The organism is Thermus sp. CCB_US3_UF1, from assembly GCF_000236585.1.
GTDB lineage: Bacteria > Deinococcota > Deinococci > Deinococcales > Thermaceae > Thermus.
The window spans coordinates 1,985,772-2,000,089 of sequence record NC_017278.1; the positions used below are offsets into that span (position 1 = coordinate 1,985,772).

Sequence of the window (14,318 nt, forward strand, 5' to 3'; positions counted from 1 at the left end):
GCCTCCTAGAGGAGGAGGCTCCAGGCCTTTTTTTCCATCTCCAGGATCCGGCCCAGGTAGGCCCGGAGGAGCCCTTCGTCCAGCCGGGCCACCTGCCCCAAGGCCATGACCTCCAGGTCAAAGAGGACCGCCTGGAACTCGGGGGCCGACCAGTGCTCGGCAAGCTCCTGCCAGGGCCCCTCCCCGGCCACGTGGGCGTTCCAGGCCTCGAGGAAAAGCCGGTTCAAAAAGTAGAAGAGGACCAGGCGGTAGGGGTAGGCCAGGCCCTCCATCTCCCCCAGGAGGGCCACGTACTCCTCCCGCACCGGGTGGGCGGGGGCCTGGGGATCCGCCCCGTGGGCCAGAAGCCAGTCCAGCTCCTCCACCGTGGCCATGAGGGCCTGGACCAGGGGGGCCCGGTGGGGCTGGGGGGCCTCCCGCAACAGGCCCACCTGGTAGCGGTAAAGGGCCTCCACGAAGGGGTAGTCCTGCTGGAGCCAGAAGCGAAAGCGCTCCCTATCCCAGCGGATGGGGAGGCGCTTCACCTCCTCCAACAGCCCGGGGCAGCAAGCGAAGAGGTCTTCAAGGGAGCGCATGGCCACCCCCCAGGATACCCCAGCGGGCGTACCCCTGAAGCCTGAGGGTGGCCACGGCCTTCCTGGCGTGCTCCTCCCCCTCGGCCAGGCCAAAGAAGGCGCTGCCCGAACCCGACATCAACACCCCCTTAAGGCCCAGGGCCCGGAGGCGGGCCTTCACCCCCCGGAGCTCGGGGTGGAGGCGGAAGGCCGGGCCCTCCAGGGCGTTCCAGTAGGGGGGCTCCTCTCCTTGGGCTAGGGCGCGGAGGATCTCGGCCACGGGAAGCTCGGGGCCGAAATCGTGGGGCTTCACCTCCCCATAGACCCGGGGCGTGGCCAGGCGCAGACCCGGGGCGAAGACCACCACGGGCAAGGGGGGCAGGGCGAGGGGCCTTAGCCTTTCCCCCACCCCCCGGGCCTCCGCCCCGCCCCCCATCAGGAAAAAGGGCACATCCGCCCCCAAGGAAAGGGCCAGGGCGCCCAGGTCCACTTCCGCCGGGTAGAGCTCCTTAAGGGCCAGGAGCACCTGGGCCGCGTCCGAGCTCCCCCCGCCCAGGCCCGCCCCCTCGGGCAGGGCCTTTTCCAAGACGATGCGCACCCCCCCGGGCCACCCCGCCCTTTCCAGGTAAGCCTCCGCCGCCCGGTAGGCCAGGTTCCTGCGCCCGTAGCGCCCGCGGAACTCTATCCCTTCGGGGAGGGGTTCCAGATAGAGGCGGTCGCCAAAGGAAAGGGCGGCGAAAAGGGTGTGGAGCTCGTGGTAGCCGTCGGGCCTCCGGCCCAGGAGGGAGAGGCCCAGGTTGATCTTGGCCACCGCTACCCGTTCCATGTCCGCGCCAGGGCCTCCGCCAGGGGCAGATCTTCGGGATAGGTGATCTTGAAGGCCGTCCTCTCCCCCGCCACCAGGGCCACGGGGTAGCCCAGGGCCCGCACCAGCTGGGCGTCGTCGGTGGCGGCGATCCCCCGCTGACGGGCGTAGGCGTGGGCCTCCCGCAGGAGGGCGGTGAAGAACCCCTGGGGGGTCTGGACCAGGCGCAGGGCCTCCCGGGGCACCACCTCCCCGTAGGCCTCCCCCTCAGGGCGGATCAGGGTGTCGGGGAGGGGCAGGACGGGCACCGCCGCCCCCGTGGCCTGGGCGGCGGCCAGCACCCGTTCCACCAGGCCCCGGCTCACGAAGGGACGGGCCACGTCGTGCACCAGGACTAGGGGGAGGCTTGCCGCCTCCAGGAGGCGGGCCACGGACTCCTGCCTGGTCTTTCCCCCCTCCAGGAAGACCGCCCGCAGGCCCCGGGGGGGCTTAAGGCCCGGGGGCAGGGCCACCAGGACCTCCGCCGCCCCCTGGAAAGGGGAAAGGGCCCATTCCAAAAGGGTTCTCCCCCCCACCCGTAGGAAGGCCTTGGGCCCAAGGCCAAGCCGCTCCCCGTTCCCGGCAGCGGGGATGAGGACGGAAACCTCCACGCCCCCCATGGTAGCATGGGCCGCGTGAGCGCTTGGGAAGCCCTTCTCCTGGGGTTCGTGGAGGGCCTTACGGAGTTCCTGCCCGTCTCCTCCACGGGCCACCTGACCCTCCTCTTCCACCTTCTCGGCCTGCCGGTGGAAAGCGATGACTTTTTGAAAACCTTTCTCATCGCCATCCAGCTGGGGGCCATCCTGGCCGTCCTGCTCCTCTATGGGCGGCGCTTTGCCGTGGACCGGGCCCTTTGGCTGCGCCTCGGGGTGGCCTTTTTGCCCACGGCGGCCATGGGCTTCCTCCTCTACCCCTTCATCAAGGGGGTGGTCCTGGGCCAGGACGGGATCGTGGTCTTCTTCCTCTTTTTCGTGGGCCTGGCCCTCCTCTTCGCCGACCGCCTGGCGGAAAGGGCCCGCTACGGGGACGTATTGGAGCTTCCCCTGGCCCGGGTGGCCTGGATCGGGTTCTTCCAGGGCCTGGCCGCCCTTTTCCCCGGCACGAGCCGGAGCGGGGCCACCATCCTGGGGGGGCTCCTTTTGGGCCTGAAGCGCCGGGCGGCGGCGGAGTTCAGCTTCCTCCTTGCCCTGCCCACCATGCTGGCCGCCGTGGGGTACGACCTCCTGAAAAGCGCCCCCAGCATCCCCCCCGGGGGATGGAGCCTCCTCCTTCTGGGCTTTGCCTCCGCCCTCCTCACCGCCCTCCTCACGGTGCGGGGCATGCTCTTCCTGGTGGAGCGCTTGGGCTTCCGGCCCTTCGCCTACTACCGCATGGCCCTGGCCCTGGCCTACGCCTACTTCTTCCTACGCTAGGGCCAAGACCCGGTCCAAGGCCTCCAGGAAACGCCGGTAGGGCTCCTTGCGGGCCGCCTCCCCCATGAGGCCAAGGCGCAGGACCTGGCCCCGGGTGGGGCCGATCCCCCCGGCCACCGCCACCCCCTCGGCGTAGAGGGCCTTCACCAGGCGGTCCGCCTCCACCCCCTCAGGGGGGCGGACCACCAGGACGGTGGGCAGGGGGCTTTCCTTGGGGAAGGGGCGGAACCCCCGCTCCCCGAGCTCAGCCAAAAGCCAGGCGTAGACCTCCCGCGCCCTCCGCTCCCGGGCCTCCAGCCCCTCCTCCAGGGCCAGGTCCAAGGCCTCGAGGAGGGCGTAGTGCAGGAGGACCGGGGTGGTGTGGTGGTACCCGCCCCACTCCCAATGCTCGGCCACCCGGGCCAGGTCCAGGTACCAGCCCCGCCTTCCCGTAAAGGCCGCCCGGGCCTCGGGGGCCAGGGCAATGGGGGCTAGCCCTGGGGGAGCGGAAAGGCATTTCTGGCTCCCGGTGAAGGCGTAGGCCACCCCCATCCGCCGCATGGAGAAGGGGAGCATGCCCAAGGTGGTGACCGCATCCAAAAAGAACAGGGCCCCGGCCTCCTGGGCCAGGGCCCCGATGGCCTCCGCCGGGTTCAGCACCCCGGTGGAGGTCTCCCCGTGGACCAGGGCCACCATGCGGTAGCGTCGTCGCCGAAGGGCCTGGGCCACCCTCTCCGGGTCCACGGCCTCCCCCGGGGGGAAGTCCAGCACCGTGGGCTCGAGGCCATGGAGGGCGGCCATCTCCGCCACCCGGGCGGAGAAGGCCCCGTTCACCAGGACCAGGACCGGCCCTCGGTCCAGGTTGGCCAGCCCCGCCTCCATCCCTAAGCTGCCCGAGCCGGCCAAGGCCGCCACCAAGGCCCCTTCCCCGGGGTCAAAGAGCCGCCAAAGCCGCTCCTGGATGGCGCGGTTCAGGGCCAGGACCTCGGGGTCCAGGTGCCCCCGCATGGGGCGCAACAGGGCCTTTTGCACGCGTTCGGGGATGGGGGTGGGTCCAGGGGTGAGAAGCAGCATGGGTGCCTCCTAGAGAAGGAGAGGCCCCCGCGGCCAAGCCGGGGGGGCCCTTCCCGAAGGAAGGGGCCCCCTACCGGATAGCTCGCAGGAGCCTCATTGGCGCCCACTTTAGCCCAAAGCCCCTTCCCTTGTAAAGTGCTAGCTGGATGAAGGACTACTACGCCATCCTGGGGGTGAGCCGCGAGGCCACCCAGGAGGAGATCAAGCGGGCCTACCGCAAGCTGGCCCTCCAGTACCACCCCGACCGCAACCCCGGGGACAAGGCCGCCGAGGAGCGCTTCAAGGAGATCAACGAGGCCTACGCCGTCCTCTCCGACCCGGAGAAGCGGGCCCAGTACGACCGGGGGCTTCTGGGTAGCCCCGAGTTCCGCACCGAGGACCTCTTTGACCTCTTCGCCCAGGTCTTCGGCTTCCGTTCCCCGAGGACCGCCCCCCGGGGGGAGGACCTGGAGGTGGCGGTGGAGGTGGAGCTCCAGGACCTCCTCCGCGGCAAGGAGGCCGAGGTGGCCTACGCCCGCCTGGTACCCTGCGAGGCCTGCGGGGGCCAGGGGGGGAAACGGGTGGCCTGCCCCACCTGCGGGGGCCGGGGGGTGGTGGAGAGCTACCGCCAGGGCCTTTTCGGTGCCTTCGTAAGCCGCTCCGCTTGCCCCCACTGCCGGGGCCAGGGCCACCTCCTGGCCGAGGCCTGCCCGGCCTGTGGGGGCCGGGGCCGGGTGTCCCGGGAGGAGCGGCTTACGGTGCGCATCCCCCCGGGGATGGACGAAAACCACCTACTGCGGGTACCGGGCTACGGCAACCTGGGCCCCGGGGGGCCTGGGAACCTCTACGTCCGGCTCCGGGTCCAACCCCATCCCCAGCTGGAACGCCAGGGGGCGGACCTGGTCTACCGCCTCCGGGTGGGCCTGGCCCAGGCCGCCCTGGGGACCCGGGTGGAGGTGCCCGGCCTGGAGGGCCCCCTGCCCCTGGACCTCCCCCCAGGAACCGGGCACGGGGAGGTGTTTGAGCTGCCCGGGGAGGGGCTGCCCCTCCCTGGGGGTCGGGGGCGGGGGGCGTTGCGGGTGGTGGTGGAGCTAGAGGTGCCCAAGCGGCTTTCCCCAAAGGCGCGGGAGCTCCTTAGGGCCTATGCCGCGGAGGTGGGGGAGGAGGTGGCCCCTGAAGGGCTTTGGGAAAAGCTCAAGGGGTTCTTCCGCCGCTAGGCCCTTCCGTGGTATAGTGGGGTATTCCGGGTCGCTTCAGGGTGGCCCCTTGGGTCTAAAGCAACCCCTAAGTCCCCGGATACGGGCCCCTTGGGCCCGGAAGCGAAGGAGCGGTATGCAGAAGGGTCGGGTCAAGTGGTTCAACGCGGAGAAGGGCTACGGCTTCATTGAGCGCGAGGGGGACACGGATGTGTTCGTCCACTTCAGCGCCATCAACGCCAAGGGGTTCCGCACCCTGAACGAAGGCGATATCGTCACCTTTGACGTGGAGCCGGGCAAGAACGGCAAGGGCCCCCAGGCGGTGAACGTCACCGTGGTGGAGCCGGCCCGTAGGTAAAGGCCCCAAACCCTGCCCCGGGGTTAGGCCCCGGGGCAGGGTCTTTCTTCACCCCTTTCTCAGCTGGCCAAGGGTAGCATGGGGGGGATGCGGACCCTAAGCCTCAGCCTCCGCCGGGTCCTCCCGGAGGATGCCCCCCTCCTGCACGGCCTCTTTGGGCGAAGCCCCAGCTACTTCGCCCTGATCGGGGCGGAGCCGCCCAGCCTCGAGGACGTGGCCCGCGACCTGGCCACCCTGGAAAAAGACCCGCGACGGCGGGCCTTCTTCCTCCTGCTGGACGCGGAGGCCGTGGGCTACCTGGACTACAAGCTCCACTACCCCGAGCCCCAGGACGCCACCCTAAGCCTCCTCCTCATTCGCGAGGACCGCCAGGGCCAGGGGCTGGGGCGGCGGGCCTTGGCCCACCTGGTGGCAAACCTGGCCGGGGTGGAGCGGCTTTACGCCGTGGTCTACGGGCACAACCCCCAGGCCAAGGGGTTTTTCCTCTCCCAGGGCTTCCGCCACGTGAAAGACGGCGGCCCGCCCTTAAGCTGGTACGTGCGGGAGCTGTAAAGGGACCGCCAAGGGCCTTTGGCCCTTGGCGGGGTCTCCTTCGGGGCTACTCCAGGCCCGCCAGCTTGCGGTTTTTCTCAATGTAGGACTTCCACTGCTCGGGAACGTCCTCCTCGGGGAAGATGGCGTTCACCGGGCAAGCGGGCACGCAGGCCCCGCAGTCAATGCACTCCTCGGGGTGGATGTAGAACTGGTCCCCCCCGTCGTAGATGCACTCCACCGGGCAGACCTCCACGCAGGACTGGTCCTTTACGCCGATGCAGGGCTCACAGATCACGTGCGGCATCCTTCACCTCCCGAGCTACCGCTCCCCCCTATTTTAGGCCAGAAGGCCCCCTGTCAATGGGCTAGACCCCGAGGTAGCGGAAGAAGGCTTCCCGGGGGATGGCCCCCAGCACCTCCTCCCCCCGCACCACCAGGACCAGGGGCTGGCGGAAGAAAAGGGGGAAAAGCTCGCTGGCCGCCACCTCCCCTTCCACCGCCGGCACCTCCTCCAGGGGCAGGATGGGCTCAGCAAGGCCCAAAAGCCCCACGGGCTTGCCTTCCTGCACCAGAAGGGCTATCCCCCGGCCCTCGTAGGCCTCGAGGCCCTCCACCCGGGGCAGGGGCTTGGCCAGGCGGAAGGCCGGGGTGGGGCCGAGGAGGCCGGCGGTGAGCAGGGTGGTGCAGGGCACCCGCACCGCCTTCTTGGCCAGGTAAAGGGCAAAGGTAAAGGCCAGGAGAAAGCCCACGCCCTCCAAGAGGCCGGCGAAGTTGAAGCTCCCCCACCCCAGCCGCCCCCCGCTCCCCAGGAGGGTATGGAGGAAATAGGAAAAAAGAAGGCCCAAGACCAAGGCGGCCAAATAGGCGAAAAGCCCGGCCAGGCGAAGCTCCTTCACCGTACGCATGGGCTTAGCTTACCAGCTCCTCCTCCCGGTCCACGTCCACCCCCACCTCGGGGTAGGGGGTGAGGAGGGCCCGGGCCTCCACCCCCAGGATCCGGCTGGCCCGGGCCTCCAGCTCCCCCAGAGAAAGCCTTCCCAGAAGAAGCTTCAGGAGGATGTCCCAGCCGATGAGCCGGGCCAGGGCCAAGGGCTTTTTCCTCAAGGCCACCGCCTGCTTGGCCAAGGGCAAGGCCCGGTAGAAGAGGGTCTTTTCCAGAAGGAGGAGGTTTCCCCCGGTGAAAACGCCCTCCCGCAACCGGGCATAGGTGCGGCGGGTGTGGGGAAAGCGGGCCTCCACCGCCTCTTTGGGCACGATGGGGTAGACCAAGGCTGCCTGGGGCGCCCTCTCCAGCACAAAGCGCACCGCCTCCGGGGTCAGGTGGGGCAGGTCGGCGGTGGCCACCAGGACCCGGCCCTCCGCGTGGGCCAAGGCCGCCTCCAGGTTTTCCAGAAGGCTGCCCCGGTCCGGTAGGGTCAGCCGGGGGGCCGGGGCAAGGCCGGGGTTCTCCCCCACGTAGATGGCGGAAAGCCCCGCCTCCGCCAGGGCGGAAAGCACCCACGCCGCCAAGGGTTTTCCCCGGTAAGGCACCAGGGCCTTGCTCCGCACCCCGTACTTCCGGGCCCAGGCCTCCTCGCCGCCCCCTAGGACGATCGCCTCCATCCCCCCCATGCTACTGGGGTAGGCTAAAGGGCATGGCCAGATGGCTTGCGCCTTTGGGCCTTTTCCTCCTTTGGGCCTTCACCCTCTTCGCCTACCTCCGCCTCCCCGAACGGATCCCCGTGCACTGGAACGCCCAGGGGGAGGTGGACCGGTGGGGGAGCCGGCTGGAGGTCTTCCTCCTGCCCTTGTTGCTTACCCTTTTGGTCTACCCCCTCCTGGCCCTGGCCCCCAGGCTGGACCCCAAGCTAAGGGGGCAGGAACCCGGGGTCTGGCCCTGGCTCACCGCCGGGGTGGTCTGGACCCTGGCCCTCCTTCAGGGGGTTATCCTTTACGCCACCTGGCAGGAGGTGGCGGGGGAACCCTTTCCCCTGGAAAGGGCCCTTTTCCTGGCCCTGGGCCTGGTCTTCCTGGTGCTTGGCCTGCTGCTTCCCCGGATACCCCCCAACCACTTTGCCGGGGTGCGCACCCCCTGGACCCTGGAAAGCCCCGAGGCCTGGGGCAAGACCCAGAAACGCTCGGGGCAGGTGTTCGCCCTTCTCGGCCTGCTGGCCTGGGCCGTGGCCCTTTTGGGGGGCCAGGGGGTGTGGCTTTGGCTCTGGCTGGCCGCCTGCGCCCTAGGGGTTTTGTACCTGGTCCTCTACTCCTACCTGGTCTGGAGGCTAGGGCCCAAGGGGCCCTAGCCTCCCCCCACCTCAGAGGGGCCTAAGCTCCAGCCGCAGGACCAGGTTGCCGCCCAAGCGCACGGTCTGGACCAGGGTGCGGTAGCCGGGGGCCACCAGGGTGAGCTCGTGCTCCCCTAAGGGGGCTTCCAGGCGCAGGTACCCACCCCGGGCCAAGCCCACCTCCTGCCCGTTCAGGAAGACCCGGGCCTCGGCGTTCAGGTAAAGCTCCAGCACCGCCCGAAGGGGAACCAACTCCACAAAGAGGCGGACGCTCTCCCCGGGGCGCACCTCCACCTGGGCCCGGTACTCCGCGTACCCTGGGGCCTGGACCCGCACCTCGTGCAGGCCGGCCTCGAGGCTAAGGCGCAAGGGCGCCCGTCCCACCAAGCGGCCATCCACCAAGACCTCCGCCCCTTCAGGCCGGGCTTCCAGAAAGAGCTCCCCGGTACGCAAGGGGCGCAGGCTGGCGGCAAGCCGGGTTTCCCGCCCCCGCTCCACCCGCACCGTGGCCCCGTAGGGCTCGTAGCCGGGAAGGCGTAGCTCCACCCGGTAGGTTCCCTCCTCCAGGGTGAGGCGCAAGGGGGTGCGGCCCTGGAGCCGCCCCTCCAGGTAGACCTCGGCCCCGGAAGGGGTGCTTTCCAGGAGAAGGGTGCCGGTGCGGGGGACGGGGGTGAGGCGCACCTCCAGCCTGGTGGTCTCCCCGCGGCGCACCTGGACCGTGGCCCGGTAGGGCTCGTAGCCGGAAAGCCGAAGCTCCAGGGCGTAGCGCCCCTCGGGAAGGGAAAGGGCAAGGGGGGTGCGGCCCCGGAAGGTCCCCTCCAGGTAGACCTCGGCCCCGCTGGGGGTGGAGGCCAGGGCCAGGGTGCCCTGCCGGGGCTCGGGGACCAGGGGGGCAAAGACCTGGACCCGCTCCCCGGGAGCGGGGTTCACCGCCACCCGGTAGGGCTGGTAGCCGGAAAGCCTCACCTCCACCTCGTGCCGCCCGGGGTTCACGGAAAGGGTGAGGGGGGTACGCCCCTGCAGGCGGCCATCCAGGTAGACCTCGGCCCCTTGGGGCCTCGAGTCCACCGCCAGGGTAGCCGTGGCCGGGCTGGGGGGCGAAGAAATCCGGCCCACGTAGTAGCGGGCCACGTCCGTCACCCAGTCCCGGTCGGGAAGGGGCTCCACCACGATGGAAAGGGCCCGGGCTAGCCCCTCCGCCCCCTGGACCCGCACCCGGTTCCCCTCCACGTCCAGGATCTCCCCCAGGGAAAGGGGCCTGCGGCTGGCCACCGCCAGGATCCGGTCCTCCCCCTCGGGACCCGTGACCGTGTAGCGGTAGCGGGCCCCCTCGGGGGGAAAGCGCCGGGTCTCCCCAGCCCGAAGCAGGTTGTCCCGCTCAAAGGCGTTGGGCAGGATGGGGTCGATGCGCCCGTCGGCGTTGACGTTGAAGAGGTAGACGTAGGCCTCCTGGTTGACGTTCACGTAGATGAAGATGGGCTCACCCACCTGGTAGAGTGCCCCTCCCCGCTTGCTGGGGTCCTTGTCCACCCAGACCCTCACCTGGAGATCCGTGGGTACGGGGTTGACCAGGATCCCCTGGGGGCTTACCTGCTGGGCCAAGGCCGCGCCCAGGCCCAAGACCGCCCAAAGCCATTTCCGCATATCCCTCACCTCCAGCCCCAGGCTAAAGGCCAGGTGTGAAAACCCTGAGGGAAAAGGCCCAAGGGGCCTTAAGGCTCCGCGTAGGCCCCAAGGGCGCGGAAGCGGCGGTAGCGGTCCTGGTAGAGGGCCTCCGGGGAAAGCCCCTTGAGCTCCTCCAGGGTCCTCAGGAGGGCCTCCTTGAGGTGGGCTATGGCCCGGGCCGGGTCCTTGTGGGCCCCGCCCTCGGGCTCGGGGACGATGGCGTCCACCACCCCCAGGGCCAGGAGGTCCTGGGCGGTGAGCTTCAGGGCCTCCGCCGCCTTGGGGGCCTCCTTGGCGTCGCGCCACAGGATGGCGGCGCAGGACTCGGGGCTGATCACCGAGTACCAGGCGTTCTCCAGGATGAGGACCCGGTTGGCCACCCCGATGGCCAAGGCCCCCCCGCTCCCCCCCTCCCCCAGGATGACGGCGATGGCCGGCACCCGGAGGCGGCCCATGCGCTGCAGGCTTTGGGCGATGACCCAGGCCTGGCCCCGCTCCTCCGCGGACACCCCGGGGTAGGCCCCCGGGGTGTCGATGAAGCTCAGAAAGGGGTAGCCGAAACGGTCCGCCAGGTCCATGAGGCGCATGGCCTTGCGGTACCCCTCGGGGTGGGGCATGCCGAAGTTGCGCTGCAGGTTCTCCTTGGTGTCCCGCCCCTTCTGGTGCCCCACCACCACCACCTTCTGGCCCTCGAGGTAGGCCAAACCCCCCACGATGGCCGGGTCGTCGGCGAAGGCCCGGTCCCCGTGAAGCTCCAGGAAGTCCTGGAAAGCCTTCTCCAGGACGTCCAGGGTGGTGGGCCGCCCGGGGGCCCGGGCCAGCTGCACCCGTTGCCAGGGGGTGAGGTGGCCGTAGATCTCCGCCTTGAGCCGGGCCAGGCGCTCCTCCAGGAGGCGGATCTCCGCCTCCAGGTCCACCCCCGTGGTCTTGGCGGTTTCCTTCAACTCGGCAATGCGCTTTTCCAGCTCCAGGATGGGCTTTTCAAACTCCAGAGGCATAGGGGACTCCGGGGTGCAGGTGGCGCAGGACCCGGACCACCTCGGCCTTGAGCCTGCGGCGGTCGGTAACCCGGTCCACCATGCCGTGCTTCAAGAGGAACTCCGCCCGCTGGAAGCCCTCGGGAAGGTCCTGGCGGATGGTCTGCTTGATCACCCGGGGGCCGGCGAAGCCGATCAGGGCCCCAGGCTCGGCGAAGATCACGTCGGCCAGGGCGGCGAAGCTGGCCGTAACCCCGCCCGTGGTGGGGTCGGTAAGGATGGACACGTAGGGCAGGCCCTGGGCCCAGAGGCGGTCCAGGCTCATGACCGTTTTGGCCATCTGCATGAGGGAAAGGGCGGCCTCCTGCATCCTAGCCCCCCCGGAGGCGGCCACGATCACCAGGGCCCGCCCCTCCTCCGCCGCCCGCTCCACCCCCCGGGCGATCTCCTCTCCCACCACGCTTCCCATGGACCCGCCGGCAAAGGCGTAGTCCATCACCAGGAGCACCGCCGGGACCCCGCCCACGGCGCAGGTCCCCCCCAGGATGGCGTCCCGGCGGCCCGTCTCCTGCTGGTAGGCCTTGAGGCGCTCGCCGTAGGGCTTGGTGTCCACGAAGCCCAAGGGGTCCAGGGGGCTTAGGCGGGTGATTTCCTGGAAGGTGCCGGGATCCGCCAGCATCTCCACCCTTTCCTGGGCGGAGATGCGGTGGTGGTGGCCGCACTTGGGGCAGACGTAGAGGTTTTCCCGGAATTCCTTCTTGTAGATCCCTGCCCCACAGGCCTCGCACTTGGTCCAAAGCTCGGGGACGTCCCGGTTCTCCCCGCTGGGCCGTTTTCTCCGAAAAAGCCGCTCCAGGGCCACGCTACGCCTCCTTGGGGGCCTCGAGGGCCTTGGTCTCCCCCGCCAGGGTCTGGCCGATGAAGACCGCCCCCGCCTCCACGTCCAGGGTCTGGGCCCGCACGGTGCCGCTGAAGCGGGCGGTCTTGGAGAGGGCCACCTTGCCCGCCACCAGGTCGGCCTTCACCTCCCCGTGGATCTGCACCGCCTGGGCCTCGATGCGCTCCCCCTCCACCCGGCCCGTGCGCCCCACCTCCAGCTCGCCCTCCACGTAGACCGAGCCCCGCACCAGGCCGTCGATGCGCACCTGGCCCTTGGCCTTCAGGTCCCCTAGGATCTCGGTGTCCGGGCCCAGGTAGGTGAGGGCCCCCCCTTGCTTTCTGCCCAACATCCGCCCCATTTTACCGAGAGGCCCAGGAGGGGGAAAGGTAGGGCCTGGGGTCCAAGGGGGCGCCGTAGCGGTAGACGGAGTAGTGCAGGTGGGGGCCGGTGGAACGCCCGGTGGAGCCCACGTAGCCCAGGACCTGGCCCTTTTCCACCCGCTCCCCCGGACGGACCAGGAGGCGGGAGAGGTGGCCGTAGAGGCTCTGGTAGCCCTCGGCATGGTCCAGGAGGACGGCCAGGCCATAGGGCCCCATCCAGCCCGCCCGGGCCACCACCCCGCTGCCCGTGGCGTAGACCGGGGCGCCGTAGGGGGCGGAGAAGTCCAGGCCGTCGTGGAACTCGTACCCGGGGCCAAAGGGGTTCCTGCGCAGGCCAAAGGGGGAGGTAATCCCCTCGTAGGTCCTCAGGGGAAGGCCCAAGGGGCGGCTTCGCTCCACCTCCAGGGTGCGCTCCAGGGCAGGGGCCACCTCGGCAAGCTGGTTCTTCAGGTCCAGGACCTCGGCCCGCACCGCCGCCCATCCCTCCATGGCCCCACCCCCCTGGCCCCCGGGGCCGTAGCGCACGGGAAGGGCGTTCAAGGGGGAAAGCCCCGCGCGGCGGCGGAGTTCTTCCAGGGCCTTGCGGATCTGCGCCAGTTCCCTTTGGGTGCGTTCCGCCTCCTGGGAAAGGGCGCCGTTTTTGGCCCGCTCCGCCTCGAGGGCCAGGGAAAGCCTCCGGGCCTCCTGGGAGAGGGCCTGGAGGCGAAGCTCCAGGGCCCTGGCCTCCCGCCCCTTGTGCCAGAAGTAGAGGTTGGCCCCCGTCCACAAGGCCAAAAGGCCCAGAAGAAGGGCCAGGGCCCACCCCGGTAGGGAGAGGGCCCGGCTCCCCCCGCCGCTGCGGGCCAGGAGGAGGGTATACCGGACCGGGCGCCTTTTCATCCCCGGGGAGTATACCTAACCCACCCTCTCCAGCACCAGGGGGAGGGGACGGGCTTCCTCCCCCAGGCGGAAGGCAGCCTTGAGTTCGGCCAAGGCCTCCTCCAGGCCCCGGCCCCGGTGGTAGAGGAGGGCCAGGGCTTCCCCTCGGGCCACCCGGTCCCCTGGCTTCTTGAGGAGGTAGACCCCCACCCCGGGGTCGATGGCCTCCCCCTTCTTCCGCCGCCCGCCCCCCAGGGCCAAGACGGCCAGGCCCACCCGGTAGGCGTCCACCTCCTGGACCACCCCCTCGGCCTCGGCCCGGAAGGAAAGCTCCTCCGCCAGGGGGAGGAGGCCGAGGTCCTCCACCACCCGGCCATCCCCCCCTTGGGCCTCGAGGAAGGCCCGGAACTTCTCCAGGGCCGCCCCGGTCTCCAAGGCCCTCTGGGCCGCGGCGGGGTCCAAGCCCTCGAGGCTTAGGGCTTCCTCGGCCAGGCGGAGGGCCACCTCCAGGAGGTCCCCTGGCCCCTCCCCCTTGAGGGCCAGGATGGCCTCCCGCACCTCCAGGGCGTTCCCCACCGCCCGGCCCAGGGGGGCCTCCATGGAGGTGAGGAGGGCCCGCACCCGCCTCCCCGCCCCGCGGCCGATCTCCACCATGGTCTGGGCCAGAAGCCGGGCCTCCTCGATGGTCTTCATGAAGGCCCCCTTGCCCACCTTTACGTCCAGGACGATGCTCCTGGCCCCAGCGGCAAGTTTCTTGCTCATGATGGAACTGGCGATGAGGGGAAGGCTTTCCACGGTGGCGGTCACGTCCCGGAGGGCGTAGAGCTTGCCGTCCAGGGGGGCCAGGTCCGGGCTTTGGGCGGCGATGACCAGGCCCACCCGCCGGGCCCGCTCCAGGAACTCTGCCTCCGTCATCTCCCCCCGCCAGCCCGGCACCGACTCCAGCTTGTCGATGGTCCCCCCGGTGTGGGCCAGGCCGCGGCCGGACATCTTGGCGAAGGTGCACCCCGAGGCCGCCAGGATGGGGCCCACCAGGAGGCTCACCTTGTCCCCCACGCCCCCGGAGGAGTGCTTGTCCACCGGATGGGGAAGCCCGGAGAGGTCCAAAACCCGCCCCGAGTAGGCCATGACCTCGGTGAGCCAGAGGGTTTCCTCCTGGTCCAGGCCCCGGAGGAAGGCGGCCATGAGCCAGGCCGCCACCTGGTAATCGGGCACCTCTTCCCTAAGGTAGGCCTGGAGGAAGGCCTCTAGGTCCTCCTTGCGGTGCTTGAGGCCCTCCCGCTTCTCGCGGATGAAGCGCACGGGGTTCATGGGCCCATGCTACAGGGGGTGCCGCCTGGGGGGCACCCCCTCAGGCCTTGGCC

General features: G+C 70.1%; 18 protein-coding genes. 5 read left to right on the forward strand and 13 right to left on the reverse strand.

The features are described from left to right. Nucleotides 1–5: 5 nt before the first annotated feature. From TCCBUS3UF1_RS09895 to ispD, 3 genes are read right to left on the reverse strand one after another with little or no spacing between them, the layout of a single operon-like run. Complete coding sequence (locus tag TCCBUS3UF1_RS09895) at nt 6–575, reverse strand: hypothetical protein (RefSeq protein ID WP_014516368.1); 570 nt, start codon at nt 573–575, stop codon at nt 6–8. Then, on the reverse strand, nt 562–1,380 hold the full coding sequence (gene ispE, locus TCCBUS3UF1_RS09900) for a 4-(cytidine 5'-diphospho)-2-C-methyl-D-erythritol kinase (RefSeq protein WP_014516369.1): 819 nt from the start codon (nt 1,378–1,380) through the stop codon (nt 562–564). Before ispE ends, TCCBUS3UF1_RS09895 begins: the two co-directional genes overlap by 14 nt. Further along, nucleotides 1,368–2,018 carry a 2-C-methyl-D-erythritol 4-phosphate cytidylyltransferase gene (gene ispD, locus TCCBUS3UF1_RS09905; protein WP_041433881.1) on the reverse strand — a complete coding sequence of 217 codons (651 nt, stop codon included), beginning with the start codon at nt 2,016–2,018 and terminating at the stop codon, nt 1,368–1,370. Before ispD ends, ispE begins: the two co-directional genes overlap by 13 nt. Before the next feature lie 6 nt (nt 2,019–2,024). Between ispD and TCCBUS3UF1_RS09910 the strand changes: the two genes are divergently transcribed. Beyond that, nucleotides 2,025–2,810: an undecaprenyl-diphosphate phosphatase gene (locus tag TCCBUS3UF1_RS09910; protein ID WP_041433882.1), complete on the forward strand. Its 786-nt coding sequence runs from the start codon at nt 2,025–2,027 to the stop codon at nt 2,808–2,810. Here the strand turns inward: TCCBUS3UF1_RS09910 and TCCBUS3UF1_RS09915 are convergent. Next, on the reverse strand, nt 2,802–3,863 hold the full coding sequence (locus TCCBUS3UF1_RS09915; RefSeq protein ID WP_014516372.1) for an aminotransferase class V-fold PLP-dependent enzyme: 1,062 nt from the start codon (nt 3,861–3,863) through the stop codon (nt 2,802–2,804). The genes TCCBUS3UF1_RS09910 and TCCBUS3UF1_RS09915 overlap by 9 nt on opposite strands. Before the next feature lie 146 nt (nt 3,864–4,009). On the opposite strand from TCCBUS3UF1_RS09915, the gene TCCBUS3UF1_RS09920 reads away from it, so the two are divergent. The 3 genes from TCCBUS3UF1_RS09920 (at nt 4,010) to TCCBUS3UF1_RS09930 (ending at nt 5,948) form a co-directional block, all read left to right on the forward strand. Beyond that, nucleotides 4,010–5,059, forward strand: coding sequence for a DnaJ C-terminal domain-containing protein (locus TCCBUS3UF1_RS09920; RefSeq protein ID WP_014516374.1), 1,050 nt, complete (start codon nt 4,010–4,012; stop codon nt 5,057–5,059). Nucleotides 5,060–5,174: 115 nt separating this feature from the next. Then, nucleotides 5,175–5,396: a cold-shock protein gene (locus TCCBUS3UF1_RS09925; RefSeq protein WP_014516375.1), complete on the forward strand. Its 222-nt coding sequence runs from the start codon at nt 5,175–5,177 to the stop codon at nt 5,394–5,396. A 78-nt stretch (nt 5,397–5,474) separates the two neighbouring features. Then, on the forward strand, nt 5,475–5,948 hold the full coding sequence (locus TCCBUS3UF1_RS09930; protein ID WP_014516376.1) for a GNAT family N-acetyltransferase: 474 nt from the start codon (nt 5,475–5,477) through the stop codon (nt 5,946–5,948). Nucleotides 5,949–5,994: 46 nt separating this feature from the next. Here TCCBUS3UF1_RS09930 and TCCBUS3UF1_RS09935 read toward each other — a convergent pair whose 3' ends face one another. The 3 genes from TCCBUS3UF1_RS09935 to TCCBUS3UF1_RS09945 form a co-directional block, all read right to left on the reverse strand. After that, nucleotides 5,995–6,234, reverse strand: a complete 240-nt coding sequence (locus tag TCCBUS3UF1_RS09935; protein ID WP_003043460.1) for a ferredoxin — start codon at nt 6,232–6,234, stop codon at nt 5,995–5,997. Between the two features lie 61 nt (nt 6,235–6,295). Then, the gene (locus TCCBUS3UF1_RS09940) at nt 6,296–6,835 is read right to left on the reverse strand and encodes a hypothetical protein (RefSeq protein ID WP_014516378.1); all 540 of its coding nucleotides are present in this window, start codon (nt 6,833–6,835) and stop codon (nt 6,296–6,298) included. Nucleotides 6,836–6,839: 4 nt separating this feature from the next. Further along, nucleotides 6,840–7,532: an NTP transferase domain-containing protein gene (locus TCCBUS3UF1_RS09945; protein ID WP_014516379.1), complete on the reverse strand. Its 693-nt coding sequence runs from the start codon at nt 7,530–7,532 to the stop codon at nt 6,840–6,842. 32 nt (nt 7,533–7,564) lie between these two features. Between TCCBUS3UF1_RS09945 and TCCBUS3UF1_RS12375 the strand changes: the two genes are divergently transcribed. Then, on the forward strand, nt 7,565–8,212 hold the full coding sequence (locus TCCBUS3UF1_RS12375) for a DUF1648 domain-containing protein (RefSeq protein WP_014516380.1): 648 nt from the start codon (nt 7,565–7,567) through the stop codon (nt 8,210–8,212). A gap of 12 nt (nt 8,213–8,224) precedes the next feature. On the opposite strand, the gene TCCBUS3UF1_RS09955 is transcribed toward TCCBUS3UF1_RS12375, so the two are convergent. The 6 genes from TCCBUS3UF1_RS09955 to TCCBUS3UF1_RS09980 form a co-directional block, all read right to left on the reverse strand. After that, nucleotides 8,225–9,838 (reverse strand): PEGA domain-containing protein, encoded by a 1,614-nt coding sequence (locus tag TCCBUS3UF1_RS09955; protein ID WP_014516381.1) that lies wholly within the window; start codon nt 9,836–9,838, stop codon nt 8,225–8,227. Between the two features lie 68 nt (nt 9,839–9,906). Then, nucleotides 9,907–10,857 (reverse strand): acetyl-CoA carboxylase carboxyltransferase subunit alpha, encoded by a 951-nt coding sequence (locus TCCBUS3UF1_RS09960; RefSeq protein ID WP_014516382.1) that lies wholly within the window; start codon nt 10,855–10,857, stop codon nt 9,907–9,909. Continuing rightward, nucleotides 10,841–11,698 (reverse strand): acetyl-CoA carboxylase, carboxyltransferase subunit beta, encoded by an 858-nt coding sequence (gene accD, locus TCCBUS3UF1_RS09965; protein WP_014516383.1) that lies wholly within the window; start codon nt 11,696–11,698, stop codon nt 10,841–10,843. Before accD ends, TCCBUS3UF1_RS09960 begins: the two co-directional genes overlap by 17 nt. 1 nt (nt 11,699) lies before the next feature. Further along, nucleotides 11,700–12,065: a polymer-forming cytoskeletal protein gene (locus TCCBUS3UF1_RS09970; protein WP_014516384.1), complete on the reverse strand. Its 366-nt coding sequence runs from the start codon at nt 12,063–12,065 to the stop codon at nt 11,700–11,702. Nucleotides 12,066–12,075: 10 nt separating this feature from the next. Further along, a complete protein-coding gene (locus tag TCCBUS3UF1_RS09975; protein WP_014516385.1) occupies nt 12,076–12,975 on the reverse strand; it encodes a M23 family metallopeptidase in 900 nt (299 codons plus the stop codon). Nucleotides 12,976–12,990: 15 nt separating this feature from the next. After that, nucleotides 12,991–14,265, reverse strand: coding sequence for a thymidine phosphorylase (locus TCCBUS3UF1_RS09980; RefSeq protein ID WP_014516386.1), 1,275 nt, complete (start codon nt 14,263–14,265; stop codon nt 12,991–12,993). Nucleotides 14,266–14,318: the final 53 nt, after the last annotated feature.

Excerpts from the sequence above, each read along its gene's own strand:
- TCCBUS3UF1_RS09895 (WP_014516368.1), bottom strand. The coding sequence starts at position 575 with ATGCGCTCCCTTGAAGACCTCTTCGCTTGCTGCCCCGGGCTGTTGGAG.
- ispE (WP_014516369.1), bottom strand. The coding sequence starts at position 1,380 with ATGGAACGGGTAGCGGTGGCCAAGATCAACCTGGGCCTCTCCCTCCTG.
- ispD (WP_041433881.1), bottom strand. The coding sequence starts at position 2,018 with ATGGGGGGCGTGGAGGTTTCCGTCCTCATCCCCGCTGCCGGGAACGGG.
- TCCBUS3UF1_RS09910 (WP_041433882.1), top strand. The coding sequence starts at position 2,025 with ATGGGCCGCGTGAGCGCTTGGGAAGCCCTTCTCCTGGGGTTCGTGGAG.
- TCCBUS3UF1_RS09915 (WP_014516372.1), bottom strand. The coding sequence starts at position 3,863 with ATGCTGCTTCTCACCCCTGGACCCACCCCCATCCCCGAACGCGTGCAA.
- TCCBUS3UF1_RS09920 (WP_014516374.1), top strand. The coding sequence starts at position 4,010 with ATGAAGGACTACTACGCCATCCTGGGGGTGAGCCGCGAGGCCACCCAG.
- TCCBUS3UF1_RS09925 (WP_014516375.1), top strand. The coding sequence starts at position 5,175 with ATGCAGAAGGGTCGGGTCAAGTGGTTCAACGCGGAGAAGGGCTACGGC.
- TCCBUS3UF1_RS09930 (WP_014516376.1), top strand. The coding sequence starts at position 5,475 with ATGGGGGGGATGCGGACCCTAAGCCTCAGCCTCCGCCGGGTCCTCCCG.
- TCCBUS3UF1_RS09935 (WP_003043460.1), bottom strand. The coding sequence starts at position 6,234 with ATGCCGCACGTGATCTGTGAGCCCTGCATCGGCGTAAAGGACCAGTCC.
- TCCBUS3UF1_RS09940 (WP_014516378.1), bottom strand. The coding sequence starts at position 6,835 with ATGCGTACGGTGAAGGAGCTTCGCCTGGCCGGGCTTTTCGCCTATTTG.
- TCCBUS3UF1_RS09945 (WP_014516379.1), bottom strand. The coding sequence starts at position 7,532 with ATGGAGGCGATCGTCCTAGGGGGCGGCGAGGAGGCCTGGGCCCGGAAG.
- TCCBUS3UF1_RS12375 (WP_014516380.1), top strand. The coding sequence starts at position 7,565 with ATGGCCAGATGGCTTGCGCCTTTGGGCCTTTTCCTCCTTTGGGCCTTC.
- TCCBUS3UF1_RS09955 (WP_014516381.1), bottom strand. The coding sequence starts at position 9,838 with ATGCGGAAATGGCTTTGGGCGGTCTTGGGCCTGGGCGCGGCCTTGGCC.
- TCCBUS3UF1_RS09960 (WP_014516382.1), bottom strand. The coding sequence starts at position 10,857 with ATGCCTCTGGAGTTTGAAAAGCCCATCCTGGAGCTGGAAAAGCGCATT.
- TCCBUS3UF1_RS09970 (WP_014516384.1), bottom strand. The coding sequence starts at position 12,065 with ATGTTGGGCAGAAAGCAAGGGGGGGCCCTCACCTACCTGGGCCCGGAC.
- TCCBUS3UF1_RS09975 (WP_014516385.1), bottom strand. The coding sequence starts at position 12,975 with ATGAAAAGGCGCCCGGTCCGGTATACCCTCCTCCTGGCCCGCAGCGGC.
- TCCBUS3UF1_RS09980 (WP_014516386.1), bottom strand. The coding sequence starts at position 14,265 with ATGAACCCCGTGCGCTTCATCCGCGAGAAGCGGGAGGGCCTCAAGCAC.